This is a genomic window from Nocardia sp. CC201C (assembly GCF_030010695.1).
GTDB lineage: Bacteria > Actinomycetota > Actinomycetes > Mycobacteriales > Mycobacteriaceae > Nocardia > Nocardia otitidiscaviarum.
The window spans coordinates 1-24,413 of sequence record NZ_JASCXP010000061.1 but is presented as its reverse complement, the minus strand read 5'-3'; the positions used below and the strand labels follow the sequence as shown (position 1 = coordinate 24,413).

Here is a 24,413-nt window from a genome sequence, read left to right as displayed (position 1 = left end):
ACTGGTTCACGATGTGATCGCGGTCGATGCCGACGCCGCCGTGCACGTGCACCACGGTGTGGGCGATGCGGTGGCCCGCGTCGGCCGCCCAGTACTTGGCGGTGTGGATCTCGGCGGCGGCGTCCAGGCCCTCGGCCAGTCGCCAGGCCGCCTGCTGGACGGCCAGGCGCACGCCCTGCACGTCGATGTAGGCGTCGGCGAGGCGCTGCGCCACGGCCTGGAAGCTGCCGATCTTGCGGTTGAACTGCTCACGCTCGCGGGCATATTCGGCCACCAGCTCCAGGCCGCGCTCCACCGTGCCGAGTTGCTGGGCGGCCAGGCCCAGCCAGGCGCGCTCCAGCAGCCAGGTCAGGATCTCCGGCCCCTGCTCCAGGGTGCCCACCAATTCCGCCGGGGCACCGGCAAATTCGACCTCCGCCTCGGGGGAGCGGTCGGTGACCAGCTGGTCGGCGAGGTGCACGGTGGGTTCGGCGGGATCGACCAGGAAGACGGCGGCGCGGCCGTTCACGGTGGCGGGCACCAGGATTCGCACCGCCTGCCGGGCGAAGGGCACCGTGATCTTGACGCCGGACAGCCGCCAGGAGCCGTTCTCGTCGGCGGTGGTGACGGGCGTGGCGGGCTCCCAGTTGCGCTCCTCGCTCAGCGCCACGGTCAGGATGGTCTCGCCGGCTGCGGCGGCCGCGGCGAGTTCGCGCTGCGCCGGGGAGCCGAAGGCGGCCAGTGCGCCCGCACCGAGCGCCACCGACCACAGGTAGGGCACCGCCGCGACCGACTTGCCCAGTTCACGCAGCACGGCCGTCTGCTCCAGCACGCCGAAATCGCTGCCGCCCACCGCTTCCGGCAGTGCCGCGGCCAGGACGCCGGTCTCGGCCAGCGACTTCCACAGCGCCGCGTCGAAGCGCACGGTGTCGTTGCCCTCGGCATCGGTGGTGCGGTCGAGTTCGCGCAGCCGGTCGGCGGTGACCAGCTTGCCGGTCACCTCGGCGGTGAGCCGGGCCAGATCCTGCTGCGCTTCGGTCAGGGTGAAATCCATGGAGGTACCTAGCTTTCGGTCGGCGTTCGCTCAGGGCCGGGAGGAGGAAGCTTGCGTAACCACGGAGGGCCCGTGAACGCCGGGGTGTCGGACACGGCTCTCAACGCGTGGCGGGCGGCTGGCGTAGGGCGGTCATGGCGATGATGTCGCGCTGCACCTCGTTGGTGCCGCCGCCGAAGGTGAGGATCAGGCAGGCGCGGTGCATGCGCTCCAGCCGCCCGCGCAGCTGCGCTCCCGGCGAGTCCTGGCGCAGGTACGCCTGCGGTCCGAGCACCTCCATGAGCAGCCGGTAGGCCTCGGTGGCCAGTTCGGTGCCGTACACCTTGCAGGTGGAGGCGTCCCACGGGCGCGGCGCGGCATCCCCACCCGCGTCGGCCCGGGAGGCGATCTCCCAGTTGAGCAGCTTCAGGTACTCCACCTTGGCGTGCACGCGCGCCAGATTGATCCGCACCCATTCCTGGTCGATGACGCGAGCGCCGGTGGAGGTCTTGGCCTCCCGCGCCCACTCCACTGTCTGCCGCACGGCCAGCGCCAGCGGGGCAGAGGAGGTCAGCGCCACCCGTTCGTGATTGAGCTGGTTGGTGACCAGTGACCAGCCGCCGTTCTCCGGGCCGACCATATCGCTGTGCTTGACCCGCACGTCCTGGTAGTAGGTGGCGCTGGTGTCCGGACCGGCCATGGTGTGCACCGGGGTCCAGGAGAAGCCCTCGGCCGTGGTCGGCACGATGAACATGGAAATGCCCTTGTGTTTCTTGGCATTCGGGTCGGTGCGCGCGGCCAGCCAGATGTAGTCGGCGTAGGCGATGAGGCTGGTCCACATCTTCTGGCCGTTGATGATCCACTCGTCGCCGTCGCGCACGGCGGTGGTGCGCAGCGAGGCCAGATCGGTGCCCGCGCCGGGTTCGGAGTAGCCGATGGAGAAGTGCAGTTCGCCCGCGGCGATCTTGGGCAGGAAGAACTTCTTCTGCTCCTCGGTGCCGTAGTGCATGATGGTCGGCGCGACCGAGTTGATGGTCAGGAACGGCACCGGCGCGCCCGCGATGGCGGCCTCGTCGGTGAAGATCAGCTGATCCATGGTGGAGCGGTCCTGCCCGCCGTACTCCTTGGGCCAGCCCAGCGCCAGCCAGCCGTCGCGTCCCATCTCGGCGACGACCTCGCGGTACACGTTGCCGTGGCCGTACTCGCCGGTCTGGGCCGACAGCGCGTCGCGTCGTTCCGGGGTGATCAGTCGAGCGAAGTACTCGCGCAGTTCGGCGCGCAGCTGTTCCTGCTCGGGCGTATACGCAATGCGCATAGTGCGATGTCCTTTCTGCCGCGCCTGGCGATGCGGCGGGTTCGCGGCCTGGAAGGCTCGCGCCGCGAACCGAGGTGGTGAGGCGATAATTGCACACCAAGTGGAACTTGTTCCAGTATGGGAGCCTGTTCCGGTATTTCCGGGTACCTGGGCAGGGGCTGTCTTGTTAGGCTCGGCCCGTAGTTGTGGCAAAGGAGTTGGCTATGAAGGTCACCGTCGATCTCGACCAGTGCGAGGCGAACGGCATCTGTGTCGGAATCGCCCCCGACGTGTTCGATCTCGATGACGAGGACATCCTGCACATCACCGCCGCCGAGGTGCCCGCCGATCAGGAGGACGATGTTCGCACGGCCGTGGCGCAGTGCCCGAAGGCGGCCCTGAAACTTGTCTGAAACCATCCTTGCTAGCAAGGTGTAACACGTTCTAAAGTCGGCCCGGTGAGCGTTTCTGATGTGAGTCTTGCGGGCCGGGTTGCGATCGTGACCGGCGGCGGCGCCGGATTGGGCCGGGCCGAGGCCCTGGCCCTGGCCGGCGCCGGGGCGTCGGTCGTGGTGAACGATCTCGCCGAGAACGACGCGGTCAACGCTACCCTCGCCGATATCCGGGCACTGGGCGCGAAGGCCGAATTCGTCGCGGGCAGCATCGCCGAGCGTGCCACCGCCGACGCCCTCATCCACACCGCCGACGAAGCCTTCGGCGGGGTGGACATCGTGGTCAACAACGCGGGCATCACCCGGGACCGCATGCTGTTCAACATGTCCGACGAGGATTTCGACGCCGTCGTCGCGGTGCACCTGCGCGGACACTTCCTGCTGACCCGCAATGCGGGCGCCTACTGGCGCGCCAAGTCCAAGGCGGCGGGCGCGCCCGTGTACGGGCGCATTGTCAACACTTCTTCCGAGGCCGGACTGCTCGGTCCGGAGGGGCAGGCGAACTACGGTGCGGCCAAGGCCGGTATCACCGCGCTGACCCTGTCGGCCGCCCGCGCGCTGGCACGTTTCGGCGTGACGGCCAATGCCATCGCCCCGCGGGCGCGCACCGCCATGACGGAGAACGTCTTCTCCGCCGCCCCGCAGGACGGGCCCGATCCACTGTCGCCGGATCATGTCGCCCGCCTGGTGGCCTACCTCGCCTCCCCGGCGGCCGAGCGCGTCTCCGGCCAGCTGTTCGTGGTGTACGGCCCGATGGTCGCCCTGATGGCCGCGCCGGTCGTCGAGCGGCGTTTCGATGCCGAGGGCGAGTGGACCGCGGCGGGACTCGCCGCGACACTCGGCGGGTATTTTGCCGAACGCCCTTCCGGCGCTACCTTTTCGGCGTCGTCGCTGATGGATCTGGACTGAGTTTCCCATAGCGGGGGTTACGTCCGGCCCCCGGTTGATCACACGATCAACTATTGGTAGGAATGGGGTTCAACGGTGTGGGACGCCTCACAAGGGCTGTCTCAGACACGAGAGTGACCCCATAGTGAACAAGTTCTCAAGCGCCTAGCTATCACCGAGAAAAAGAGCTGTTCAATACCTGCGAAAGCCTTACGCAGCGCCAGTGAACGTGTTCTAATCATTCAGCGGGGCGTAGATCACATTCAGATCTCGTGCGCTATAAGCAAGGCAGGGGCAGGAGGAAACGCGGGAATGAACGACGTTCTTGCCGTGCCGTTGCGGGCGGTCGGAGGGTTCTTCGAACTCGCCGGAAGCGTCGCTCGCGCCGCGGTACGGCCCCCATTTCAGCGCCGCGAATTCATCGAACAAGCGTGGTTCGTGGCTCGGGTATCGATCATCCCGACCCTGCTGGTGGCGATTCCGTTCACGGTGCTGGTCAGCTTCACGCTCAACATCCTGCTCCGGGAGATCGGCGCGGCCGACCTCTCCGGCGCGGGTGCGGCCTTCGGGTCCATCACCCAGGTCGGCCCGATGGTCACCGTGCTCATCGTGGCCGGCGCGGGCGCCACCGCCATCTGCGCGGATCTCGGCGCCCGCACCATCCGTGAGGAGATCGACGCCATGCGGGTGCTGGGCATCGATCCCATCCAACGCCTGGTGGTACCGCGCGTGCTCGCCTCGATGTTCGTGGCGGCACTGCTCAACGGCCTCGTCAGCACCATCGGCATCCTCGGGGGCTTCCTGTTCTCGGTCTTCCTCCAGGACGTCAACCCGGGCGCGTTCGTCAACGGCATCACGCTGCTGACACACTTCCCGGAACTCGTCATCTCCGAGGTGAAGGCCACCCTGTTCGGACTCGCGGCCGGACTCGTCGCCTGCTACCTGGGGCTGAACGTGAAGGGCGGCCCCAAGAGCGTGGGCGACGCGGTCAACCAGACCGTCGTCTTCTCCTTCATGGTGTTGTTCGTGGTTAACGTGGTCGTCACCGCGGTCGGCATCAAGTTCACGGCGCGGTGATCTGATGGCGTTCGTGATCGAGTCCAGATTCCCGCGAATCACCAAGCGGGTCAGGCGTGTTGGCGAGGGTATCGACTCCGTCGGCAAACACGCCGTGTTCTACGCGCAGTCGATGGCCTCGGTGCCGCGGGCGCTGGTGCACTACCGCACCGAGACCATTCGGCTCATCGCCGAGATCTCCATGGGCACCGGCGCGCTCGCGGTCATCGGCGGCACCGTCGTGATCGTCGGCTTCCTCACCCTCGCCGCGGGCGGCACCATCGCCGTGCAGGGGTACAGCTCCCTGGGCAATATCGGCGTCGAGGCGCTGACCGGCTTCTTCGCCGCGTTCATCAATGTGCGCATCGCCGCGCCGGTGATCTCGGGCATCGGATTGGCGGCCACCCTGGGCGCGGGCACCACCGCGCAGCTGGGCGCCATGCGCGTCTCCGAGGAGATCGACGCGTTGGAGGTCATGGCGATTCGCCCGGTGCCCTTCCTCGTCGGCACCCGGATGCTCGCGGGCATCATCGCCATCATTCCGCTGTACTCGCTCGCCGTGATCGCCTCCTTCATCGCGAGTCGCTTCGCGACCGTGGTGATCTACGGGCAGTCGGCGGGCGTCTACGACCACTACTTCGAAACCTTCCTGATTCCCAGCGACATTCTGTGGTCGTTCGCGCAGGCGATCTTCATGGCCCTGGCGGTCATGGCGATTCACACCTACTACGGCTTCCACGCCGCGGGTGGGCCGGTCGGCGTGGGAGTCGCGGTCGGCAACGCCGTGCGGGCCTCCCTGGTCGCGGTCGTCACCGTGACGCTGCTGATCTCGCTGGCCATCTACGGCACCTCCGGCAACTTCCATCTCTCCGGGTAGGGCGGCGAATGGGTACGCAAACACGCAAACCACAATCACGGTTCGAAGAGCCGTGGGTGATCCGGCTGTGCGGGCTCGGCATGGTGCTGGGCGTGGTGGCCGTGGTCACCCTCTGCCTGGTCATGTTCGCGGGCGGCTTCGAGAACACCGTCAAGGTCTCCGTCGAATCGCCGCGCAGCGGCCTGGTGCTCGACCCGGACGCCAAGGTCAAGATCCGCGGCGTGGAAATCGGCAAGGTCTCCGGTGTGCACAACACCGCCGACGGCGCGCGCATCGATCTCGAACTCGATCCGGAACAGCTGCGGATGGTGCCCGCCAATGCCGTCGTGGATATCAGGTCCACCACGGTATTCGGCGCGAAATATATCAATTTCATTGCGCCGCAGAATGCTTCGCGGGAATCACTGCAACCCGGCGCAGTGGTGCGAGCGAGTTCGGTTACCGTCGAATTCAATACGCTGTTCCAGCATCTCAATGACGTGCTCGCGAAAATCGAGCCGGAGAAGCTGAATGCCACGTTGCAGGCGGTGGGTTCGGCATTGCAGGGCCGTGGCGAGAAGATCAACCAGCTGCTCGTCGACAGCGAGGCGTTCCTGCGCGACATCAACCCCTCACTGCCCACCCTGCAGGAGGATCTGCGCAAGACCACCCAGGTCACCGGCCTCTACGCCGACACCGTGCCGGATCTGCTGCGCACCACCGACAATCTGGTGGTCACCGGCGGGACGCTGGCCGAGCGGGCCGGGGATCTGGACCTGGTGCTCACCAACATCATCGGACTGGCCGACACCGCCACCCCGATCCTGAACGAGACGGAATCGCCGCTGGTGGAAGCACTTCGACTGCTGCATCCGGCCACAGACACCCTGTACGAGTACCGCACCGCGGTGTCCTGCGTGGTCAACGGCCTCGGCCCGCTGATGCCGCTCTACGGTGAGATCTTCGGCGGCCGGTATCCGGCGGTCTCCATGAACGCCAGCCTCATGCCCGCCGGTGAGCCCTACAAGTACCCGGAGGATCTGCCCAAGGTGAACGCCACCGGCGGACCGCACTGTGAGGACGTCACCGGCTGGGAGACCGGTGACAAGGCCAACTACCTGGTCACCGACACCTCACAGGGGCATGTCTGGCAGCCGCCGACCCAACCGAGCCTCAACGAGGGCACCGTCTTCGAATTGCTGTTCGCCGGATTGCCGGGGGTGAGGTAGCGGTGCGCTTCACACCCCACGCGGTCACGGTCAAGCTCGGCCTGTTCACCCTCGTCATGGTGCTGATCCTGGGCATGCTCGGGATCGTCTTCAGTGAGATGCGGTTCTCCCGCGAGTACGGCTACAAGGCCGTGTTCACCAGCTCGTCGGGCATCCTGCCGGGGGCGAAGGTGCGCATCGCCGGTGTGCCGGTCGGCTCGGTGACCTCGGTGCGGGTCGGCGAGGACAATCTCGCCCATCTCGAATTCGACGTGGACCGCAAGTACCGGCTCTACCAGAGCACCACGGCCGCCATCCGCTACGAGAACCTGGTCGGCGACCGGTATCTGGAGTTGCTGGAGGGCCCCGGCACGGCGGAGGTGATGCGGGAGGGCGCGACCATGGGCACCGACCGCACCAAGCCCGCACTGGATCTGGACATGCTGCTGGGCGGGATGAAGCCCCTGCTGCGCGGCCTGGATCCGGCGCAGGTCAACGACCTCACCGAGGCGCTGCTGCAGATCTTCCAGGGGCAGGGCGGCACACTGGTGTCGCTGCTGAACAGCTCCGGCTCCTTCGCCAAGACGCTGTCCGAGCGAGATGCCCTGATCGGCAGTGTGATCGAGAATCTGAAGACGGTGCTGGCCACCATCGACGATCGTGATCAGGAATTCGCGACCACGCTGGACGAATTGCAGCGGTTGGTCAGCGGGCTGGCCGCGGACAAGGATCCGATCGGGGACGCCATTCCCCGGATCTCCGGGGCGACAGGCGATCTCACCGGGCTGCTCACCCAGGCCCGGCCGGATCTGAAGGAGACCATCAACCAGCTGGGGCGTACCGCCACGAGCATCGACGATCAATCCGGCGATATCGAGTGGATCATCCAGAACCTGCCGGACGCCTACAAGAAGCTGGTTCGCATCGGCTCCTACGGATCGTTCCTGAACATCTACGTCTGCGGCACCGACTTCCTGGTCGACGGCCCCGACGGCAAGCCGCTGTTCCTCAAACTGCCCGGCGCGCAGACCACCGGGAGGTGTGCGAAGTGAACGGACAGCGCTCATCGGTGATCAATGTGGGCATCGTCGGCATCGTGCTGGCGGTGACCATCTCACTGGCCTCGCTCCAGTTCGACCGATTGCCGTTCCTGGCCTCCGGTATTCAGTACACCGCCCATTTCGGTGACGCGGGCGGTCTGGTGCCCGGTGACCAGGTTCAGGTCGCGGGCGTGCGGTCCGGGCGGGTCGAGGACGTGCGGCTGGACGGCGCGAAGGTGCTCGTGCGGTTCAGCATCGACGGCGACATCACGCTGGGCGACCGCACCAGCGCCGCCATCAAGACCAATACGGTGCTCGGTCGCAAATCCCTCGAGGTCACCCCGGCGGGGGACGGCCGCCTGCGCCGGGACGAGCCGATTCCGTTGGAGCGCACCACCTCTCCGTACTCGCTCAACGACGCGCTCGGCGACCTCGCCACCACCGTGCACGGCCTGGACATGGAGCAGGTGAACACCACGCTCGACGCGCTGTCGGCCACCTTCGCCGATACGCCCGCGCCGTTGCGGTCGGCCCTGGACGGCATCACCGCCCTGTCGCGCAGCATCAACACCCGCGACCAGGCGCTGACCGAGCTGCTGAGCAAGGCCCAGGGCGTCACCCAGGTGCTGTCCGATCGAGCCGCCAAGATCAGCGCGCTGCTCGTCGACGGCAATCAGCTGCTCGGCGAGCTGGACGCGCGGCGCACCGCGCTCGGTCAGATGATCCAGTACGTCAACGGATTGGCCCAGCAGCTCAGCGGGTTCGTCAACGACAACGAGGCCCAGCTGCGACCCACGCTGGACCGGCTGAACTCGGTATTGGCGATGCTCCAGCGCAATGAGCAGAACCTCTCCGACGCCCTCGACGCCCTCGGCCCCTACGCGGGCGCACTGGGCGAGCAGGTGGGCGGCGGCCCGTACTTCCAGGCGTACATCTCCAACGCGACCAGCAAGGGGTTGCAGCCGCTGGTCGACGCCCTGGTGTGGCCCGAACATCTGCCCGAGGACCTGCGCTCCTACCTCGACAACAGTCCGCAGCAGCCTCCCGGCCTGTATCCCGCACTGACGGAGCCCGGAAAATGAACGCCCGGAAAATGAACGCACTGAAGAACCTCGGACAGCTGCCCCGGTGGACGTGGGCCGTCGCCCTGGTCGCGCTGATCGCGGTGGTCGGTGTGCTCGCGTACCCGGCGGTGAGCCGGATCGGCAAGACCCAGATCACCGCGTACTTCCCGTCCACCAGCGGCCTCTACGCCGGTGACCAGGTGCGGGTGCTCGGCGTGCGGGTCGGCACCATCGACTCCGTGGATCCGGGCACCGACCGGGTCACGGTGCGGATGACCATCGACCGCGGCGTGGACCTGCCCGCCGACGCCAAGGCCGTCATCGTGTCGCCCTCGCTGGTGTCGGCGCGGTTCATTCAGCTTGCCCCCGCCTACACCGGCGGCGACAAACTGGCCGACGGCGCGACCATCCCGATCGAGCGCACCGCCATTCCGGTGGAGTGGGACGACATCAAGACCGAACTGTCCAGGCTGGCGACGACCCTCGGCCCGGTGGGCGATGACGAACAGGGTTCCTTCGGTCGATTCGTCGACACCGCCGCCGACAATCTCGACGGCAACGGTGAGGCGTTCCGCGACACCCTGCGGGAGCTGTCCAGCGCGCTGACCACGCTGTCCGACGGCCGCACCGACCTGTTCGCCACCATTCGCAATTTGCAGCAGTTCGTGGACGTGCTCTCCAAGAGCAACGACCAGATCGTGCAGTTCGGCGGGCGGCTCGCCTCGGTGTCCTCGGTGCTGGCCGGAGTGTCCACCGATCTCGGTGCGGGACTGGAGAATCTGGATATCGCGGTCGCGGATGTGCAGCGCTTCATCGACGCCCGCGGCGGCGCGCTGACCGAGAGCGTGCAGCGGCTCAGCGAGGTGACCCAGCTGCTGGTGGACAAGCGGCCCGAGGTGGAGCGCGTGCTGCACTCCGGCCCCACCGCCCTGGTGAACTTCTATCAGATCTACAAGCCCGCCCAGGGGTCGCTGACCGGCTATCCGGTGCTCACCAACTTCGCCGACCCGATCAGCTTCCTCTGCGGGTCGATCGAGGCGCTGGAGACCAACGACTCCGACAAGAGCGCGGACCTGTGCGCCACCATGCTCGGCCCGGTGCTGAACAGCATGGCCATGAACTATCCGCCGCTCATGCTCAGCACGCCGACCAATGCGACCGCCTATCCGGAGCAGCTGGTGTACAGCACACCGGAGGTCGCGGCCGCGGCCGGCGGCGTCACGGTGCCGGGCAGCATCGCCGAACTGGCCGTTCCGGGAGGCAACTGATGAAAGCTGTGTTGGCTTTGCTCTCCGCTCCGGTCAGTCCAGAACCGAGACGTGCCACACACCTCGCCCGCACCCGGGTGGCGGGCATGGCGATCGGTATCGCGATCGCGTTGGGCGCCACCGGATGTCAGTGGGACGGCCTCAACTCGTTGCCGATGCCGGGCGCGGAGGGCACCGGTGCGGGGGCGTGGCAAGTCAAGATCCAGATGCCGAATGTCACGACGCTGACCCGCAATTCGCCGGTTCGCGTCCATGACGTCGCGGTCGGCTCGGTGACCGGTATCGAGGTGGAGGGCTGGCACGCGCTGGTCACCGTGAGCCTCGAACCGGATGTGAAGCTGCCCGCGAACGCCACGGCCAAGATCGGCCAGACCAGCCTGCTCGGCAGTAACCACCTCGAACTGGCCGCGCCCACCGATGTTCCGGCACAGGGCGAACTGCGGCCCGGCGATGTCATCCCGCTGGAGCGGGCGGGTGCGTACCCGACCACCGAGCAGACGCTGTCCTCCCTCTCGGTGGTGCTCAACGGCGGCGGCATCAGCCAGTTGGAGACCATCACCAAGGAACTGAACACCGCGCTGAGCACCGACACCGAGGCCATCCGCGAACTGCTGCCGCAGCTGAACACCCTCGTCACCACGCTCGACGCGCAGACCAACGACATCATCGCGGCCATGGGCGGACTGGATCGGTTCTCCGGAATCCTGGCGCAGCAACAGGATCGGGTGGTCGCGGCCATCGAGAACATCCATCCGGCGCTGACCGTGCTCGCCGACCGCCGGGAGAACATCACCCGTGCGCTGACCGCGCTCGGCGGGCTCAGCGACGTGGTGTCGCGCATCGTGGACAACGGCGGCGATCACCTCACCGCCGAACTGGCCAACCTCTGGCCGCTGCTGCAGGAGATCGCCAATACCGGAACGAATCTCAGTGCGGCGCTGGACATGCTGCTCACCTTCCCGTTCTCGCTGAAGAACCTGGACGGCGCGGTGCGCGGCGACTACCTCAACGTGAAGATCACCTACGATCTCACCGCCGCGCGCCTGAGCAAGAACTTCCTCACCGGAACGCCGCTCGGTCCGCGCTTCGGCGGCGTCGAAGGAGCGCTCGGCCAGCTGGGCGGCACCCCCGGTGAGCCGGTCGATCCGCGGACCGCGCCACTGAACCCCCGGCCGGAGTCGCAGGCACCCGAGCCGAGTATTCCCGGGCTGCCGCCGATTCCGGGGCTGCCCGCGATTCCGGGACTCACCGTGCCGCAGGGGAGTGGACAGTGAAACTCACGCGCTTCGTCAAGATCCAGCTGGTCATCTTCTCGGTGCTGACGGTTATCGGCATCACCGTGATGAGCGGTACGTACGTGCAGCTGCCCGCCATGTTCGGCATCGGCCGCTACGACGTCACGGTGCGACTCGCCGCCACCGGTGGACTCTACGAGAACGCCAATGTCACCTATCGCGGTACCACCGTCGGCAAGGTGACGGCGGTGCGCCTGACGCCGGAGGGTGTCGACGCCGAACTCTCCATCGACAGCGACTACAAGATCCCTTCCGACGTGGACGCCTGGGTGCGCAGTGTGTCGGCGGTCGGCGAGCAGTATGTGGACCTGCTCCCGGTCGACAACGGCACGGGCGGCAACCTCTCCGACGGTTCGGTCATCCCGGTGGAGCGGACCAAGCTACCGCAGGATGTCGGCTCCCTGCTCGAACAGACCGACCGACTGCTGAACAGTGTCGCGGACACCAAACTGCGGCAGGTCATCGACGACGCCTTCCTGGCATTCGACGGTGCCGGTCCGGATCTGCAGCGCTTCCTCGACTCCGCGTCCCTGCTCGTCCAGGAGGCGCGGAACAACTCCGAGGCCACCAAGGCCCTGATCGATCAGATCGGGCCGCTGCTGGACACCCAGATCGAATCCGATGCGGCGATCCGGTCGTGGACCGCGGATCTGGCCACACTGACCGATCAACTGCGCGAACACGATCCGGCGCTGCGCAATGTGCTCAGCAAGACGCCGGGCGCCGCCGGCAGCGCCACCCGACTGTTCCAGGACCTGAATCCGACGCTGCCGCTGCTCGCGCGCAATCTGGCCAGCGTCGGCCAGGTCAGCTACGTCTACGATCCGGGCATCGAACAGCTGCTGGTCGTTTTCCCGCCGCTGGTCGGAGCGCTGCTGACGATCGCGCTCAACGGTCCGCTGGAGTACGGGGCCATGGTCGACTTCATGGTCAGCGTCAATGACCCGCAGGGCTGCACCACCGGCTTCCTCCCCGCCGATCAGCGGCGTTCGGCCGCACTGCGGGATGTGCCGGACACCCCGGGCGGCCTGTACTGCAAGGTCTCGCAGGACGCGCCGTTCGCGGTGCGCGGCATTCGCAATACGCCCTGTATGGAGGTGCCGGGCAAGCGCGCGCCCACGCCGGAACTCTGCCGGGATCCGCAGGGGTTCGTGCCGCTGGGCGACAATCCGCCGTTCGGGCCGCCGAATCCGGTGGCGCCGTCCGGCGATACCGGCGGTGAGCAGCCACAGGGCGGTGCGCCCGGCGCTCCGGCCGGTGCGACCCAACCGGCGTCGGTCGAGACGCGGTCCTACGATCCGCGTACCGGGACCGTGCTCGGACCCGACGGCCGCATGTACCGTCAGGCCAATATCGGACCGGACGGCTCCGGGGTGATCCCGACGAGTCTGACAGCGATGGTGCAGGAGCAGATGCGATGAGTGATACCGGTGGGGTGACGAACCGAAACCGGCGGCGCGCGGTGCGCTCGGAGGGGCCGCCGCCGGAAGCGGGGGCCGACACCTCACGGGTGCACCGGGCCACCGTTTCGGCAGCGGCCGGGGCCGACGAGGTGACGGCCACGCCGCCCACCGTCGAACTCGGCAAGCACGAGGAGGCCGGGGCCACCGAGCCGGTGGCGCGCGACGAGCCGAGCGAGTCGGCCGCGGCGTCGGTGGAACTCGGTAAACCGGCGGCCGCCGAGCCGGTGCGGCTGGGGCAACGGATAGAGCCCGGCGCACGGACGGAACCGGACGTCGCCGAGCCGGTGCGGCTCGACGACGCTGTGGACAGCAGTGCGGCCGAGCGGATTCCGCAGCCGCCCGCCGCAGCCGCCGTGCCTGCCCCGGTTCCTCCCGCACCGCCGACCGGCGATCCTGTCACATCCGATCCTGTCACATCCGAGGCCGTCACATCCGAGGCCGTCGTGTCCGAGGGGCCCGCAGCTCCTTCGGCCGCGGGCATCGGCTGGCAGCGGATCGTGGCGGTGGCCGCGGTGCTGCTGGCGGTGGCGCTCATGGGCGGCACCGGCTACCTGGTGCACCTGCGCGGTGAGATCGCCGCGGAGAACGCCTTGCGCGCCGACTACGTGCAGACGGCCAAGCAGGCCATGCTCAACATCACCAATATCAGCGCCGAGACCGCGTCCGACGACATCAAGCGGGTGCTCGAGGTGACCTCGGGTGAGCTGGCCGCCGAATACGAGCAGCGCAAGGACGATTACGCCGGAATCGTGCAGAAGGCGGAGGTGCGCGCCAAGGGCGAGGTCATCGACGCCGCCATCGAAAGCTCCGACGACCACTCCGCGATCGTGCTGGTGGCCGTCAAGCAGACCCTCACCAACGCCGGTGCGGAAGGTCCGCAGCAGCGGCAGTTCCGGTTCCGGGTGACCATCACCCACACCGAGCGAGGTCTGGCCGCGACGCAGATGGAGATGGTGATATGACCGCGCGACTTGTCGACCGCTTCCTGTTGACCGGAGCCTGCCTGCTGCTCGTCGCCGCCATGGTGGTCGGCTCCTGGGTGGGCTACGCATATCGGCAGGATCAGCGGGCCGAACAGGCCAGGGAGGATTCGCTGGTCGTTGCCCGCCGCGCCGTGGAGGGCATGTTCGGCTACAACTTCAACACCATCGACACCCAGATGGCCAAGGTCAGCGAGGATATGACCGAGGACTTCAAGGCCGACTGGAAGAACGTGACCGAAACCGTCCTCGCGCCCGGCGCGAAGGAGAAGGAACTCGTGGTGCAGGCCACCGTGACCGGCAGCGGCGTGATCAGTGCCGAGGCCGATCACACCGAGGTCATGATCTTCCTGAACCAGCGCAGCACCGGCAAGGACCCCGCCAAGGGCACCTACGACGCCAGCCGCCTGAAGGTGCGACTGGACCGCGAGGGGGGTCGCTGGCTGGTGGCGGACGTCGACCCCATCTAGAGTGCTGAGGTCAGCGAAAGACCTTAGGACTCAGGAAGATCGCGTGGGCACGACACAACAGCCGCAGTGGACCGCGGCCGACATACCGGATCTGCACGGCCGCGTCGCCGTCGTCACCGGAGCCAGCGCCGGAATCGGCGTGGCCACGGCCTTCCTGCTCGCCGACAGCGGGGCGCACGTGGTACTGGCCTGCCGCAACCTCGAAAAAGCGGAATTGGTGGCCGATTCCATTCGTGTCGGCGCACCCGACGCCGAATTGTCGCTGGTGGAACTGGATCTCGCCGCGCAGGCATCGGTGCATGCGGCGGCGCGACAGCTTCGCGACCGTTTCACGCACATCGATCTGCTGATCAACAACGCGGGCACCGCGGTGATGCGGCCGGAGCGTACCGTCGACGATTTCGAAACCACCATCGCCACCAACCATCTCGGCCACTTCGCGCTCACCGGCCTGCTGCTCGACCGCCTGCTGGCCGCACCCGACGCCCGGGTCGTCTCGGTCACCAGCGGCGCGTTCGGCAAGACCATGGACACCGTGGACGTCGACGACCTGTTCTTCGAGCGCCGCGACTACCGGGGCCTGCACGCCTACGCGCAGTCCAAACTGGCGGTGCAGCTCTTCATCGCCGAGCTGCAGCGCCGCCTCAACGGCACCGACGCCAGGCTGGTCGCGACGATGGCCAATCCCGGTATCGCCCAATCCGATTTCGAACAGAACCTGGGCCCGGTCGTCCGCTTCCTGTCCCGCCCGGCTTTCAAGTGGTTCTTCGACTCGCTGAAGCAGACCCCCGAAATGGGCGCGCTGCCCACCGTGCGCGCGGCCGTCGACCCGAGCGTGCGCGGCGGTGAGTTCTTCGGCCCCACGGGGCGTTTCAAAGGCTATCCGGTCCGCAAGGCGCCGACCCCCGGAGCCGACGATCCGGAACTCGCGGCGCGGCTGTGGGAGAAGTCCGAGCAACTCACCGGCGTCAGCTTCCGCTTCACCGAGCCGGTCGGCGATCTGGAGGCAGGTCACTCCCTCCGGTAGCGGCACGCCACCTCATGGAACGCCTGCTTGGGTGTCCAGCCGCCGACCGCGCCGTCGGCGAATTTCACGACGCCGAATCCCGCTCGGTCGAGATCGAAGCGGGGATCGGTGCTGTGTGGGAAGTCGGGCATGGCGAACGTGAACACGAAACAGCCGTGCACACCGCTGGTTTCGTACAGGCCGATCAGATCGCCCAGATAGCCTGCCTGTATACGTTCGTCGCGCGGATGCTCGCCGCGGATATGCGGTCGATCGCTGAACCAGCGGACGATCCGGAACGATCCCGCGCCCCGGCGGTCCGCACCTTCGAAAGCGCCGCAACCGAACTCGGTGATGACAACCGGCTTCTCGTTGTCGGCCACCAGTTCTCGGACGCGTCGCGCGTAGCGGTCGGGATCGTGCCCGGATCGGTAGAGATTGACGCCGACCACATCGAATCGCGACCAGTCCAGGTCCTCCCACCCCGCCGCCGCGTACCCGACCGGCCCCTCGAACCGCTCCCGAGCCGTTCGCACGGCCCGTTCCAACAGTGCGTCCAGCCGCCTTGTCGCCCGCCGCCGAAACACCCCGTACGCGCGCACGATCAGCATGAGCCGCGCGTACGACCACCATCCGGGCACCATCCCCGGCGCGGTATGGGTGAATTCACTGCCCACCAGCAGCGTCACCCGCCCCGGATACCGCCCCCGTAGTTCTTCGGCTCCCGTCGCGAGCTCACCCAGCCGTCCGCACACCTCCCGCCACGGCCGGTCGCTCACCTGTGGGCGTATCCACACCTCGAGTCCGATCTCGAGTGCGTCCTCCGCCGCCCCGAGCATCCGCACCCTATCGGCACCGATCAGCATCACCGCCGTGCAGTGCAATTCCGCGTGGATCACCTCCAAATCCGCTCGTGCGGCCTCCGCCGGAACGCCGTCGACCAGGTACGAGATTCCACGAATGGTCAGCACGCGGCCCATTGTCGCGGAAAGTACTCGGCTTCGATCACAGCGGTTCCTGACTACGGGGCGAGGCGTGTCGCATCGGCGAAGGACTGTTCCACAACCCGCACGAAGGCATGATGCAGGATGCCGCGTCGGTTGGGGTCGATTCGGTGCGTGGATGACGAATGTCCCTCGCCGTAGGCGGTGAACGCCGAAACGAACAGCACCTCATCGAGTTTGAGGATCCGCCACACCGGAATCCGGTCATAGGTGTACAGCTCGACCGAGTGGTTCGACCGAGCGAGTTCCCTGAGGCGGGCGATGGACAGGTTGATGCCCGCCGAGAAGCACTCGGGTGACTCGCCGATTTCCTCGGCGCGAAATCGCGCAGCTTCACAATCGGGGTCCAGGAGTAGGACACGAAGTCTCACATCCGACGACAAAGCCTCCCGAAGCAGCGAATCATTCAAGCCGAGTATTCCGAGCCCGCGTACCGCCATGACATCGATGGCGGTGGCCTGCGCGGCGAGTTCGCGAATATCCGCGCTGGCATCTGCCTGCGAGCGGTACGTGACGCTGATTTCGGTGAGATCGGGTATGACGGGCATTCTCGGGGCCAGCCCGAGTGCGATTCGCGCGCTGTCGGGCATCGGGGTCCAAGCGGCCGATCAGATGCTCGCGGACGTGGCGAAGGCTACTGGGGTACAGGGGTCCTGAGACCCGCACCCCGGGCGGAGGCCGGATCGAACCGGGTGCGGCGCCGGTTTGGCGTATCGGGTCCGGAACGCGGCGTGCCGGACCCTCCGGAAACCGTCACCGCCGGTCATAGGCTCCAACGCGTGACGTACAGCATCCTCGCCATCTCCGGCAGCCTGAGCGTGGGCTCGCACAATACGGCGCTGCTGCGCACGGCGCAGCGGCTCGGCACCGACCTGGATATCGAGATCTACGAGGGCCTGCGCGACATCCCGCCCTACGATCTGGATTTCGACGACCCGTACCGGCGTCCGGCGGTGGTGACCGACCTGCGCCGCCGGATCACCGAGGCGGACGGACTCCTCATCGCCACACCGGAGTTCAATCATTCGATGCCCGGGGTGCTCAAGAACGCCATCGACTGGGTCAGCACCGACTGGGCCGAGGTCGAGGGCCGCCCGCTGCTGCGCAAACCGATCGCCATCATGGGCGCGTCACCGAGCCGTTTCGGTTCCGTGCGCGCCCAGCTCGCCCTGCGCCAGGTGCTGCTCCAGACGCGCAGCGATGTCGTGGTCACACCGCAGGTGATCATCGACAATGCCCACGAGCGCTTCGACGACGACGGCAATCCGACCGATCGGACCACGGTGGATCTGCTCGCGAACCTGCTGACGGCGCTGGCCGACAAGATCGACCGCGCCCACCGCCCGCAGCCGGTGGGCTGAGCCCCATCGGGAACCGAACCGCCGCGCTCAGCGGCGCGGTGCCGGATCCACGTCGTCGTCGGACAGCAGGGCGCTGCCCGCCACGCGGTCCTGAGCCAGGGCGTCGAGGAAGGCGCGGGCCCAGCGGTCGACATCGTGGGTGAGGACCTGGCGGCGCATGGAGCGCATCCGGCGGCGGCGGGCGTCGCGGTCGTCGTTCACCGCGGCGAGGATGGCCTCCTTGACGCTTTCCAGATCGTGCGGGTTGCACAGGTACGCCTGGCGCAATTCGGCTGCCGCGCCGGTGAACTCGCTCAACACCAGCGCGCCGTTCAGGCCGCCCTGGCAGGCCACGTACTCCTTGGCCACCAGGTTCATGCCGTCGCGCAGCGGCGTCACCACCATGACGTCGGCGGCCACGAAGAACGAGATCAGCTCCTCGCGCGGAATCGGGCGGTGCAGGTAGTGCACCACCGGGTGACCCACCCGGGCGAACTCGCCGTTGATGCGACCCACCTGGCGTTCGATATCGCCGCGCATCTGGATGTAGGACTCCACCCGCTCCCGGCTCGGGGTGGCCAGCTGCACCATGACCAGCTCGGCGGGGTCGATCTTCCCCTCGTGCAGCAGCTCCTCCAGCGCGGCGAGGCGGATATCGATGCCCTTGGTGTAGTCCAGGCGGTCCACGCCGAGCAGGACGGTCTTCGGATCACCCAGTTCCGCACGGATCTTCGCGGCCCGTTCGCGTACCGAGCGGCGACGCGAGTGCTCGTCCAGCTCCGCCGAGGCGATGGAGATGGGGAACGCGCCGACCCGCACGGTGCGGAAACCCACCTGCACCACACCCATTTTCGAGCGCACGCCGACGGTGCCGCGGGACGTCGGCTGGCCCGCGAGACGGCGCGCCAGATACAGGAAGTTCTGCGCGCCACCGGGCAGATGGAAGCCGATGAGATCCGCGCCGAGCAGCCCCTCCACGATCTCGGTGCGCCAGGGCATCTGCATGAACAGTTCCACCGGCGGGAACGGAATGTGCAGGAAGAAGCCGATGGTCAGATCCGGACGCAGCATGCGCAGCATCTTCGGCACCAGTTGCAGCTGGTAGTCCTGCACCCATACCGTCGCGCCCTCCGCCGCCACCTTCGCGGTGTGCTCGGCGAAGCGGCGGTTCACCTGGACGTAGGCCTGCCACCACTGGCGGTCGTACACCGGCCGCACGATCACGTCGTGGTACAGCGGCCACAGCGTGGCATTGGAGAAGCCCTCGTAGTAGTCGGCCACCTCCTCGGCCGACAGCGGCACCGGGAACAGGTCCAACCCGTCCTCGGTGATCGGGTCCACCTCCACGTCCGGAACACCGGCCCAGCCGACCCAGGCGCCCTTGTTGTTGCGCAGCACGGGCTCCAGCGCCGTCACCAGGCCGCCCGGACTGCGCTTCCAGCGGGTGGTGCCGTCCGGAAGGCGTTCCAGGTCGACCGGCAGCCGATTCGCGACGACCACGAATCCGGAACCGGCACCCTCATCGGGAATGAGCGCCCCCGGGCCACGGTAGGCCGCGGGGACACCGTCGAACTCGTCGGGCTCGGTGTCCGGATCGTGCTGGGAGTCGTCGGTCTGATTCATCGGTCCACTCGATTCCTTTGCCCGTCGCAGGGAGCCCGTTGTAGTTGTCGGTAGTCGAACCCGCCTCAGTCGGCCCGGTTGCTCGGGCCGATGCCGAGCATCGACAGCAGCATGCGGCATTCGTCGGCGTCCGCGGCGTAGGCGGCCACGACGCGCTGAGCCTGACGGGCGGTTTCGTCGGCGAGCGGCTCGAGATCGTCGTCCGCGATGTCGTTGGCGCTGCTCTTCGCGGCCATCATCGTGTCCTCTCGGATGTCTGTGCACAGGTTATGAGGTGTCCATGGTATCCGCACCTCGGAGGTGAACCGTCCGCTCGGTGCAGATGGGGCTCCGAAGGCCGGTGGTGAGAAACGTCGCGCGCCCCGCGGGCTATACGGTGGAGGTGCAGACGACAGGCGAATGCACGAGTCAAGGTGATGAAGGGGTCGATGTCCATGCCGTTGGCCACGGTGAACGGAATTTCGCTGAACTACCAGGTCAAGGGCGACCGCGCCAAGGGCACCGACGTCAAGGGCGGGGGCCCGCTGGTCGTCATGATCATGGGCACCGGCAGCCCGGGGCGGGTGTGGGAGCTGCATCAGACGCCCGCACTGGTGGCCGCCGGGTACCGGGTGTGCACCTTCGACAATCGTGGCATCGCCCCGTCCTTCGAGGCCGCCGACGGCATGACCATCGACGATCTGGTGCGTGACACCGCGGCGCTCATCGAATTCCTGGACGAGGGTCCGGCACTGGTCGCGGGTACCTCCATGGGCGCGCGCGTCGCCCAGGAACTCGCGCTCGCCCGCCCCGAACTGGTGCGCAAGGCCGTGTTCATGGCGGGGCACGGTCGGCTCGACCAGTTCCAGAAGACGCTGTCGCTGGGCGAGCACGAACTCGACGCCAGCGGGGTCACGCTGCCCGCCAAGTACGACGCCGCCCTCACCGCCGTCATGAACCTCTCCCCGGCCACCATGGCGGATCCGAACGCCGCCCGTGACTGGCTGGACCTGTTCGAGTTCACCGGCGGCCCGGTCTCGCCCGGCGTGCGCGCCCAGCGCCGCATGGACCACGACTTCGACCGCCTGGCCGCCTACCGGGCCATTACGGTGCCGTGCCTGTCCATTGGTTTCGCCGATGACCGAATGATCCCCCCGTACCTGTCCCGCGAGGTCGCCGAGGCCATCCCGGGCGCGCGCTACCAGGAAGTTCCCGATGCCGGGCACTTCGGCTACCTGGAGCGTCCGGAGGCCGTGAACAAGATCCTGCTCGATTTCTTCGCGGCATGAAGGTAACCGCCAACGCGTAACGCTCGCCTTGCTAGGGTCGAATCAACGTCGGGGGTTCGTTCGACGCTCGTGGCTGACAACCGAGCGGAGCGCGTTCCACCAGCGTTCCCGTACACAGCGCCAGTATCCAGTGAGGTGAAATGAGCACCAATCCCTTCGACGACGAAGACGGCCGGTTCTTCGTCCTGGTCAACGACGAGGAACAGCACTCCCTGTGGCCGGCTTTCGCCGAGGTCCCGGCCGGGTGGCGAGTCGTGTTCGGCGAGGACAGCCGCGCCGCCTGCGTCGAGTATGTCGAGAAGAACTGGACGGATATGCGTCCGAAGAGCCTGCGCGACGCCATGGCGGCCGATGACGCGGCCCGTCAGGCCACTAAGTCCTGACAGTCGGCGAACAGCCACGGCGGCGCTCGCACCGAGCGCCGCACCATGAGGGATACAGGGTTACCCGCGCAGAAACGGTTGAACCGGATGCGGCCGCATGACACTTCGGGTGGCATGCGGCCGGTTCGGTAGCCGTTCCCGCCCTTGGGTATCCCAGCTGGAACCGGTTTCCGCGCAGCCGGTCCATCCAGTTATGATGTCCCCGCTTTCCCGCCTCCTTAGCTCAGTGGTAGAGCACCGCTCTTGTAAAGCGAAGGTCGTCGGTTCAATCCCGACAGGGGGCTCCAAACAGCCAGTGGGCGACACGGTGACGTCACTCTCGAAGTCACTGCTCAGCCCAGAACTGGTTGAGTCGGGATACCGCTTGGTCTTTGGTCATGGTTTCGATCTCCTCCGGCGACAGGTGAACCAAGCGGATCAACTTCTCGACCACGCCGAGTGGAATCGGTTCCCTGTCCGGAATGGCCACTGCCTCCCGCATGCGCATCGGTCGGGTCTGGTCGTTGACACACGCCCAGAACTCGGCCTCGGTGACCTGCAGCTGTTCCTTCAGGATCTGGCACCAGAGCTTGGGTCCGTAGTCGGTGTTGTCCATGGGGCGCGAGATGCGGGTACGCAGCACACGGCCATCGGGCAACAGCAGCTCCCACGTGCTGTGGTGCCCGACTACCCCGCCTCTGGCGTTGCGAACGCGCTCCCACTTGTCGTTGCGGCAGAACGTCTCATGGGCCTTCTTGTTGCCCGGCGGGTATTGCGTCATTGCTCGGCCGCCGTCAACCATTCTCTCAGCTGGTCGTCGGTGGATAGCTCCACGAACTGTACGAAGTCGACGTTGTCGCGATGGTTGAGCGCCGCGTGGAGATGGTCCTGCCAATCGGCGGCATATTCGCGCATGGCTTCGATGAGAGCGTTGACCGCCGTCTCGAAGTCGGCCTCCTCCACGGCCAGTGGCAGGCCCGGGAGGTAGGCGACCCAGTTGCCGTTCTCCCGAACGACCTGCGCTTCATGCGGGCGGATGGTGTGCGCGAGGAGCCAACGCAGTCGGCCGACCTCCACGAGCGCGGAATCCTTCCCCTTTCGGGTGACAACGGCGACGTTGCCGTTCTCGGCAGTGGTCAGCATCTGGCTGAAGTTCTCGCGGGCGCTGTTCATCGAGGTATACCGACTGACGGACGTGATCCGGTCGACGGTCGTCATCGATGTCTCTCCCTCTGCTGGTGCTCAACTATGTACATCATGTACATGATGTACATAGTTTATCTGAACCTATCGGAACGAGGCGCCGAACCGTTCCCAGGAAACTCCCAGCCGACGTCCAGGGAGTTCCGGGGTGGGCGGCGGACGATGATCACATGACAGGTGTGCCCGCGCAGCGTGAACCCGAGGCTCGGATTCTCGTCGTCGACGATGAGCCGATGATCGTCGAACTGTTGACGGTGAGTCTGCGGTTTCAGGGGTTCGAGGTGGCGAGTGCGGGCAGCGGCAGCGCGGGGCTGGACCGGGCCCGGACGTTTCGGCCGGATGCGCTGATCGTGGATGTGATGATGCCGGGGATGGACGGGTTCGGCCTGCTGCGGCGGCTGCGGGCCGACGGGATCGACGCGCCGGTGCTGTTCCTGACCGCGCGCGACGATATCGAGGACAAGCTCACCGGACTGACGCTGGGAGCCGACGACTATGTCACCAAGCCGTTCAGTCTCGAAGAGGTGGTGGCGCGGCTGCGGGTGATCCTGCGCCGTGCGGGCCACACCGCGCCGGAGCGGAAGTCCGCGCGGATTCGGTTCGCCGATATCGAACTCGACGACGACACCCATGAGGTGTGGAAGGCGGGGGAGCCGGTCGCCCTGTCGCCCACCGAGTTCACGCTGCTGCGGTACTTCATGGTCAATGCGGGGACCGTGCTCAGCAAGCCGCGCATTCTGGATCACGTGTGGCGCTACGACTTCGGCGGTGAGGTCGGGGTGGTGGAGACGTACGTGTCCTACCTGCGCAAGAAGGTGGACAACGGGCCGGAGCGGCTCATTCACACGCTGCGCGGCGTCGGCTACGTGATGCGGGAATCGAGCAGCCGGTCGGGTGCGCGATGAACGCTGTGCGGCAGCGGGTTTCGCACCGGCTCGCCGCGGTGCCGCTGCGCACCACGCTCACCCTGGCGCTGGTGCTGGTGGCGGCACTGGGACTGCTGATCTCGGGGGTGGCGGTCACCTCGGCCATGCGCGGGGTGCTCGTCGAACGGCTCGACCGGCAGTTGGACGAGGCGGTGCACACCTGGGCGCGGCCCGGTGCGCCGCGACCGGATACCCCGCCGCCGGTGCGACCGGACCGGAATTCGCCGCCGCAACTGTTCTATGTGCGGGTCTTTGATCCGCACGGAAACCTGCTGCTGCACGGCGATTCCGGATCCCACGAGCCCGATGTGCCCGCGGATATGGGCCGCGGGCCGATCACCGTCGGCTCGGTGGGCGACGCCGCGGTGACATGGCGGGTGCTGCGGTGGTCGGGGCCGTCGGGTACCAGCACCGTCGCGCTGCCGCTGGAACAGACCGAGTCCTTCATCGATCGGCTCATCGTGCTCCAGGCCGTGATCGGTGTGCTGGTGCTGGCGGTGCTGGCGGTGGTCGCGCGACTGGTCATCCGGCGCAGTCTCCGCCCGCTGCGCGGGGTGGAGGAGACCGCCGCCGCCATCGCCGCCGGTGACCTGCACCGCCGAGTCCCGGTGCGCGGCACCGACACCGAGGTCGATCACCTCTCGCGCTCACTGAACGGCATGCTCACCCAGATCCAGCAGGCGTTCGCGGCCACCGAGGCGTCGGAGGAGGCGGCGCGGCGCTCGGAGGCCAGGATGCGCCGGTTCGTGGCCGACGCCAGCCATGAGCTGCGCACCCCGCTCACCACCATCCAGGGCTTCTCGGAGCTGTATCGGCAAGGGGCCGTGACTGATCCGGCGGTGTTCATGGACCGCATCGAACACGAGTCCAAGCGGATGGGGCTGCTGGTGGAGGACCTGCTCATGCTGGCGCGTCTGGACGCGCAGCGCCCGGTGGAGCGGCGGCCGGTGGATCTGCTGGCCCTGGCCAGCGATGTCGTGCACGCCGCGCGGTCGGTGGACGCCGCGCGGCGGCCGGACGGTCCGGCGCGGCCGATCGAACTCGAGATCGTCGACGGCACCGGCACCGTGGAGGTGTCCGGGGACGAGGCGCGGCTGCGGCAGGTGTTCACGAATCTGGTGCACAACGCGCTGGTGCACACGCCGCCGGAGGCGGCGGTGACCGTGCGCCTCACCCCGGCCGCGGACGCGGTACTGCTGGCGGTGGCCGACACCGGTCCCGGGCTGGAACCGGAGCAGGCCGAGCGGGTGTTCGAGCGGTTCTATCGCGCCGATGCCTCGCGCAGCCGGGAGAGCGGCGGCAGCGGGCTGGGGCTGTCCATCGTGCAGGCGCTGG

At 67.4% G+C, this 24,413-nt stretch carries 26 protein-coding genes and 1 tRNA gene; 19 read left to right on the top strand and 8 right to left on the bottom strand.

Annotated features, from left to right (window positions below):
• Both QK444_RS09560 and QK444_RS09555 read right to left on the bottom strand, forming a co-directional pair.
• Positions 1-1,033: acyl-CoA dehydrogenase family protein (locus QK444_RS09560; protein WP_282779055.1), on the bottom strand; the 1,033-nt coding region annotated here is incomplete at its 3' end.
• 100 nt (positions 1,034-1,133) lie between these two features.
• Entirely contained in the window at positions 1,134-2,327 is a 1,194-nt protein-coding gene (locus QK444_RS09555) for an acyl-CoA dehydrogenase family protein (RefSeq protein WP_282779053.1), read from the bottom strand.
• Positions 2,328-2,530: 203 nt separating this feature from the next.
• Between QK444_RS09555 and QK444_RS09550 the strand changes: the two genes are divergently transcribed.
• The 13 genes from QK444_RS09550 (at position 2,531) to QK444_RS09490 (ending at position 15,373) form a co-directional block, all read left to right on the top strand.
• Complete coding sequence (locus QK444_RS09550) at positions 2,531-2,719, top strand: ferredoxin (protein ID WP_029925417.1); 189 nt, start codon at positions 2,531-2,533, stop codon at positions 2,717-2,719.
• Positions 2,720-2,764: 45 nt separating this feature from the next.
• Positions 2,765-3,667, top strand: a complete 903-nt coding sequence (locus tag QK444_RS09545; protein WP_282779052.1) for a 3-oxoacyl-ACP reductase — start codon at positions 2,765-2,767, stop codon at positions 3,665-3,667.
• A gap of 291 nt (positions 3,668-3,958) precedes the next feature.
• Positions 3,959-4,723 carry an ABC transporter permease gene (locus tag QK444_RS09540; RefSeq protein ID WP_029925419.1) on the top strand — a complete coding sequence of 255 codons (765 nt, stop codon included), beginning with the start codon at positions 3,959-3,961 and terminating at the stop codon, positions 4,721-4,723.
• Positions 4,724-4,727: 4 nt separating this feature from the next.
• Positions 4,728-5,579 carry an ABC transporter permease gene (locus tag QK444_RS09535; RefSeq protein ID WP_029925420.1) on the top strand — a complete coding sequence of 284 codons (852 nt, stop codon included), beginning with the start codon at positions 4,728-4,730 and terminating at the stop codon, positions 5,577-5,579.
• A 56-nt stretch (positions 5,580-5,635) separates the two neighbouring features.
• Positions 5,636-6,787 carry an MCE family protein gene (locus QK444_RS09530; RefSeq protein ID WP_349239515.1) on the top strand — a complete coding sequence of 384 codons (1,152 nt, stop codon included), beginning with the start codon at positions 5,636-5,638 and terminating at the stop codon, positions 6,785-6,787.
• Positions 6,788-6,789: 2 nt separating this feature from the next.
• The gene (locus QK444_RS09525; RefSeq protein ID WP_039809216.1) at positions 6,790-7,818 is read left to right on the top strand and encodes a virulence factor Mce family protein; all 1,029 of its coding nucleotides are present in this window, start codon (positions 6,790-6,792) and stop codon (positions 7,816-7,818) included.
• A complete protein-coding gene (locus QK444_RS09520; protein ID WP_282779050.1) occupies positions 7,815-8,888 on the top strand; it encodes an MCE family protein in 1,074 nt (357 codons plus the stop codon). The genes QK444_RS09525 and QK444_RS09520 overlap by 4 nt, the downstream gene beginning before the upstream one ends.
• Positions 8,889-8,899: 11 nt before the next feature.
• Positions 8,900-10,138 carry an MCE family protein gene (locus QK444_RS09515; RefSeq protein ID WP_282779057.1) on the top strand — a complete coding sequence of 413 codons (1,239 nt, stop codon included), beginning with the start codon at positions 8,900-8,902 and terminating at the stop codon, positions 10,136-10,138.
• 86 nt (positions 10,139-10,224) lie between these two features.
• Positions 10,225-11,412, top strand: coding sequence for an MCE family protein (locus QK444_RS09510; protein ID WP_282779049.1), 1,188 nt, complete (start codon positions 10,225-10,227; stop codon positions 11,410-11,412).
• Positions 11,409-12,854, top strand: coding sequence for an MlaD family protein (locus QK444_RS09505; RefSeq protein ID WP_282779048.1), 1,446 nt, complete (start codon positions 11,409-11,411; stop codon positions 12,852-12,854). Before QK444_RS09510 ends, QK444_RS09505 begins: the two co-directional genes overlap by 4 nt.
• The gene (locus QK444_RS09500; protein WP_282779046.1) at positions 12,851-13,858 is read left to right on the top strand and encodes a hypothetical protein; all 1,008 of its coding nucleotides are present in this window, start codon (positions 12,851-12,853) and stop codon (positions 13,856-13,858) included. The genes QK444_RS09505 and QK444_RS09500 overlap by 4 nt, the downstream gene beginning before the upstream one ends.
• Positions 13,855-14,346 carry a h domain protein gene (locus QK444_RS09495; RefSeq protein ID WP_282779045.1) on the top strand — a complete coding sequence of 164 codons (492 nt, stop codon included), beginning with the start codon at positions 13,855-13,857 and terminating at the stop codon, positions 14,344-14,346. The genes QK444_RS09500 and QK444_RS09495 overlap by 4 nt, the downstream gene beginning before the upstream one ends.
• A gap of 43 nt (positions 14,347-14,389) precedes the next feature.
• Positions 14,390-15,373 carry an oxidoreductase gene (locus QK444_RS09490; RefSeq protein ID WP_282779044.1) on the top strand — a complete coding sequence of 328 codons (984 nt, stop codon included), beginning with the start codon at positions 14,390-14,392 and terminating at the stop codon, positions 15,371-15,373.
• Here the strand turns inward: QK444_RS09490 and QK444_RS09485 are convergent.
• Both QK444_RS09485 and QK444_RS09480 read right to left on the bottom strand, forming a co-directional pair.
• A complete protein-coding gene (locus tag QK444_RS09485) occupies positions 15,358-16,323 on the bottom strand; it encodes a hypothetical protein (RefSeq protein WP_282779043.1) in 966 nt (321 codons plus the stop codon). The two genes, QK444_RS09490 and QK444_RS09485, sit on opposite strands and share 16 nt — an antisense overlap.
• A 50-nt stretch (positions 16,324-16,373) precedes the next feature.
• Positions 16,374-16,796, bottom strand: coding sequence for a hypothetical protein (locus tag QK444_RS09480; RefSeq protein WP_282779041.1), 423 nt, complete (start codon positions 16,794-16,796; stop codon positions 16,374-16,376).
• A 339-nt stretch (positions 16,797-17,135) separates the two neighbouring features.
• Here QK444_RS09480 and QK444_RS09475 point away from each other — a divergent pair, with 339 nt between their 5' ends.
• A complete protein-coding gene (locus tag QK444_RS09475; protein ID WP_282779040.1) occupies positions 17,136-17,717 on the top strand; it encodes an NAD(P)H-dependent oxidoreductase in 582 nt (193 codons plus the stop codon).
• A 27-nt stretch (positions 17,718-17,744) separates the two neighbouring features.
• Here QK444_RS09475 and QK444_RS09470 read toward each other — a convergent pair whose 3' ends face one another.
• Both QK444_RS09470 and QK444_RS09465 read right to left on the bottom strand, forming a co-directional pair.
• On the bottom strand, positions 17,745-19,319 hold the full coding sequence (locus QK444_RS09470; RefSeq protein WP_282779039.1) for a trehalose-6-phosphate synthase: 1,575 nt from the start codon (positions 19,317-19,319) through the stop codon (positions 17,745-17,747).
• A 65-nt stretch (positions 19,320-19,384) separates the two neighbouring features.
• Entirely contained in the window at positions 19,385-19,555 is a 171-nt protein-coding gene (locus QK444_RS09465) for a hypothetical protein (RefSeq protein WP_169334996.1), read from the bottom strand.
• Between the two features lie 198 nt (positions 19,556-19,753).
• Between QK444_RS09465 and QK444_RS09460 the strand changes: the two genes are divergently transcribed.
• The 3 genes from QK444_RS09460 (at position 19,754) to QK444_RS09450 (ending at position 21,257) form a co-directional block, all read left to right on the top strand.
• Positions 19,754-20,587 carry an alpha/beta hydrolase gene (locus QK444_RS09460; RefSeq protein WP_282779056.1) on the top strand — a complete coding sequence of 278 codons (834 nt, stop codon included), beginning with the start codon at positions 19,754-19,756 and terminating at the stop codon, positions 20,585-20,587.
• 140 nt (positions 20,588-20,727) lie between these two features.
• Positions 20,728-20,970 (top strand): MbtH family protein, encoded by a 243-nt coding sequence (locus QK444_RS09455; RefSeq protein ID WP_282779037.1) that lies wholly within the window; start codon positions 20,728-20,730, stop codon positions 20,968-20,970.
• 212 nt (positions 20,971-21,182) lie between these two features.
• Positions 21,183-21,257: transfer RNA gene (locus QK444_RS09450), tRNA-Thr, on the top strand.
• 38 nt (positions 21,258-21,295) lie between these two features.
• Here QK444_RS09450 and QK444_RS09445 read toward each other — a convergent pair.
• Together QK444_RS09445 and QK444_RS09440 are read right to left on the bottom strand one after the other, a co-directional pair.
• Positions 21,296-21,730, bottom strand: a complete 435-nt coding sequence (locus QK444_RS09445; protein ID WP_282779035.1) for a cytotoxic translational repressor of toxin-antitoxin stability system — start codon at positions 21,728-21,730, stop codon at positions 21,296-21,298.
• On the bottom strand, positions 21,727-22,167 hold the full coding sequence (locus tag QK444_RS09440; protein WP_282779034.1) for a prevent-host-death protein: 441 nt from the start codon (positions 22,165-22,167) through the stop codon (positions 21,727-21,729). Before QK444_RS09440 ends, QK444_RS09445 begins: the two co-directional genes overlap by 4 nt.
• Before the next feature lie 155 nt (positions 22,168-22,322).
• Here QK444_RS09440 and QK444_RS09435 point away from each other — a divergent pair, with 155 nt between their 5' ends.
• Both QK444_RS09435 and QK444_RS09430 read left to right on the top strand, forming a co-directional pair.
• Positions 22,323-23,057: a response regulator transcription factor gene (locus QK444_RS09435; protein WP_282779032.1), complete on the top strand. Its 735-nt coding sequence runs from the start codon at positions 22,323-22,325 to the stop codon at positions 23,055-23,057.
• On the top strand, positions 23,054-24,413 hold a 1,360-nt coding region (locus tag QK444_RS09430; RefSeq protein WP_282779030.1), incomplete at its 3' end, for a HAMP domain-containing sensor histidine kinase. The genes QK444_RS09435 and QK444_RS09430, both read left to right, overlap by 4 nt.

What these genes read in the sequence shown, in the direction of transcription:
- QK444_RS09555 (WP_282779053.1), bottom strand. Translation starts at nt 2,327, where the DNA reads ATGCGCATTGCGTATACGCCCGAGCAGGAACAGCTGCGCGCCGAACTG.
- QK444_RS09550 (WP_029925417.1), top strand. Translation starts at nt 2,531, where the DNA reads ATGAAGGTCACCGTCGATCTCGACCAGTGCGAGGCGAACGGCATCTGT.
- QK444_RS09540 (WP_029925419.1), top strand. Translation starts at nt 3,959, where the DNA reads ATGAACGACGTTCTTGCCGTGCCGTTGCGGGCGGTCGGAGGGTTCTTC.
- QK444_RS09535 (WP_029925420.1), top strand. Translation starts at nt 4,728, where the DNA reads ATGGCGTTCGTGATCGAGTCCAGATTCCCGCGAATCACCAAGCGGGTC.
- QK444_RS09515 (WP_282779057.1), top strand. Translation starts at nt 8,900, where the DNA reads ATGAACGCACTGAAGAACCTCGGACAGCTGCCCCGGTGGACGTGGGCC.
- QK444_RS09510 (WP_282779049.1), top strand. Translation starts at nt 10,225, where the DNA reads ATGGCGATCGGTATCGCGATCGCGTTGGGCGCCACCGGATGTCAGTGG.
- QK444_RS09500 (WP_282779046.1), top strand. Translation starts at nt 12,851, where the DNA reads ATGAGTGATACCGGTGGGGTGACGAACCGAAACCGGCGGCGCGCGGTG.
- QK444_RS09495 (WP_282779045.1), top strand. Translation starts at nt 13,855, where the DNA reads ATGACCGCGCGACTTGTCGACCGCTTCCTGTTGACCGGAGCCTGCCTG.
- QK444_RS09480 (WP_282779041.1), bottom strand. Translation starts at nt 16,796, where the DNA reads ATGGCGGTACGCGGGCTCGGAATACTCGGCTTGAATGATTCGCTGCTT.
- QK444_RS09470 (WP_282779039.1), bottom strand. Translation starts at nt 19,319, where the DNA reads ATGAATCAGACCGACGACTCCCAGCACGATCCGGACACCGAGCCCGAC.
- QK444_RS09465 (WP_169334996.1), bottom strand. Translation starts at nt 19,555, where the DNA reads ATGGCCGCGAAGAGCAGCGCCAACGACATCGCGGACGACGATCTCGAG.
- QK444_RS09460 (WP_282779056.1), top strand. Translation starts at nt 19,754, where the DNA reads ATGCCGTTGGCCACGGTGAACGGAATTTCGCTGAACTACCAGGTCAAG.
- QK444_RS09455 (WP_282779037.1), top strand. Translation starts at nt 20,728, where the DNA reads ATGAGCACCAATCCCTTCGACGACGAAGACGGCCGGTTCTTCGTCCTG.
- QK444_RS09445 (WP_282779035.1), bottom strand. Translation starts at nt 21,730, where the DNA reads ATGACGCAATACCCGCCGGGCAACAAGAAGGCCCATGAGACGTTCTGC.
- QK444_RS09440 (WP_282779034.1), bottom strand. Translation starts at nt 22,167, where the DNA reads ATGACGACCGTCGACCGGATCACGTCCGTCAGTCGGTATACCTCGATG.
- QK444_RS09435 (WP_282779032.1), top strand. Translation starts at nt 22,323, where the DNA reads ATGACAGGTGTGCCCGCGCAGCGTGAACCCGAGGCTCGGATTCTCGTC.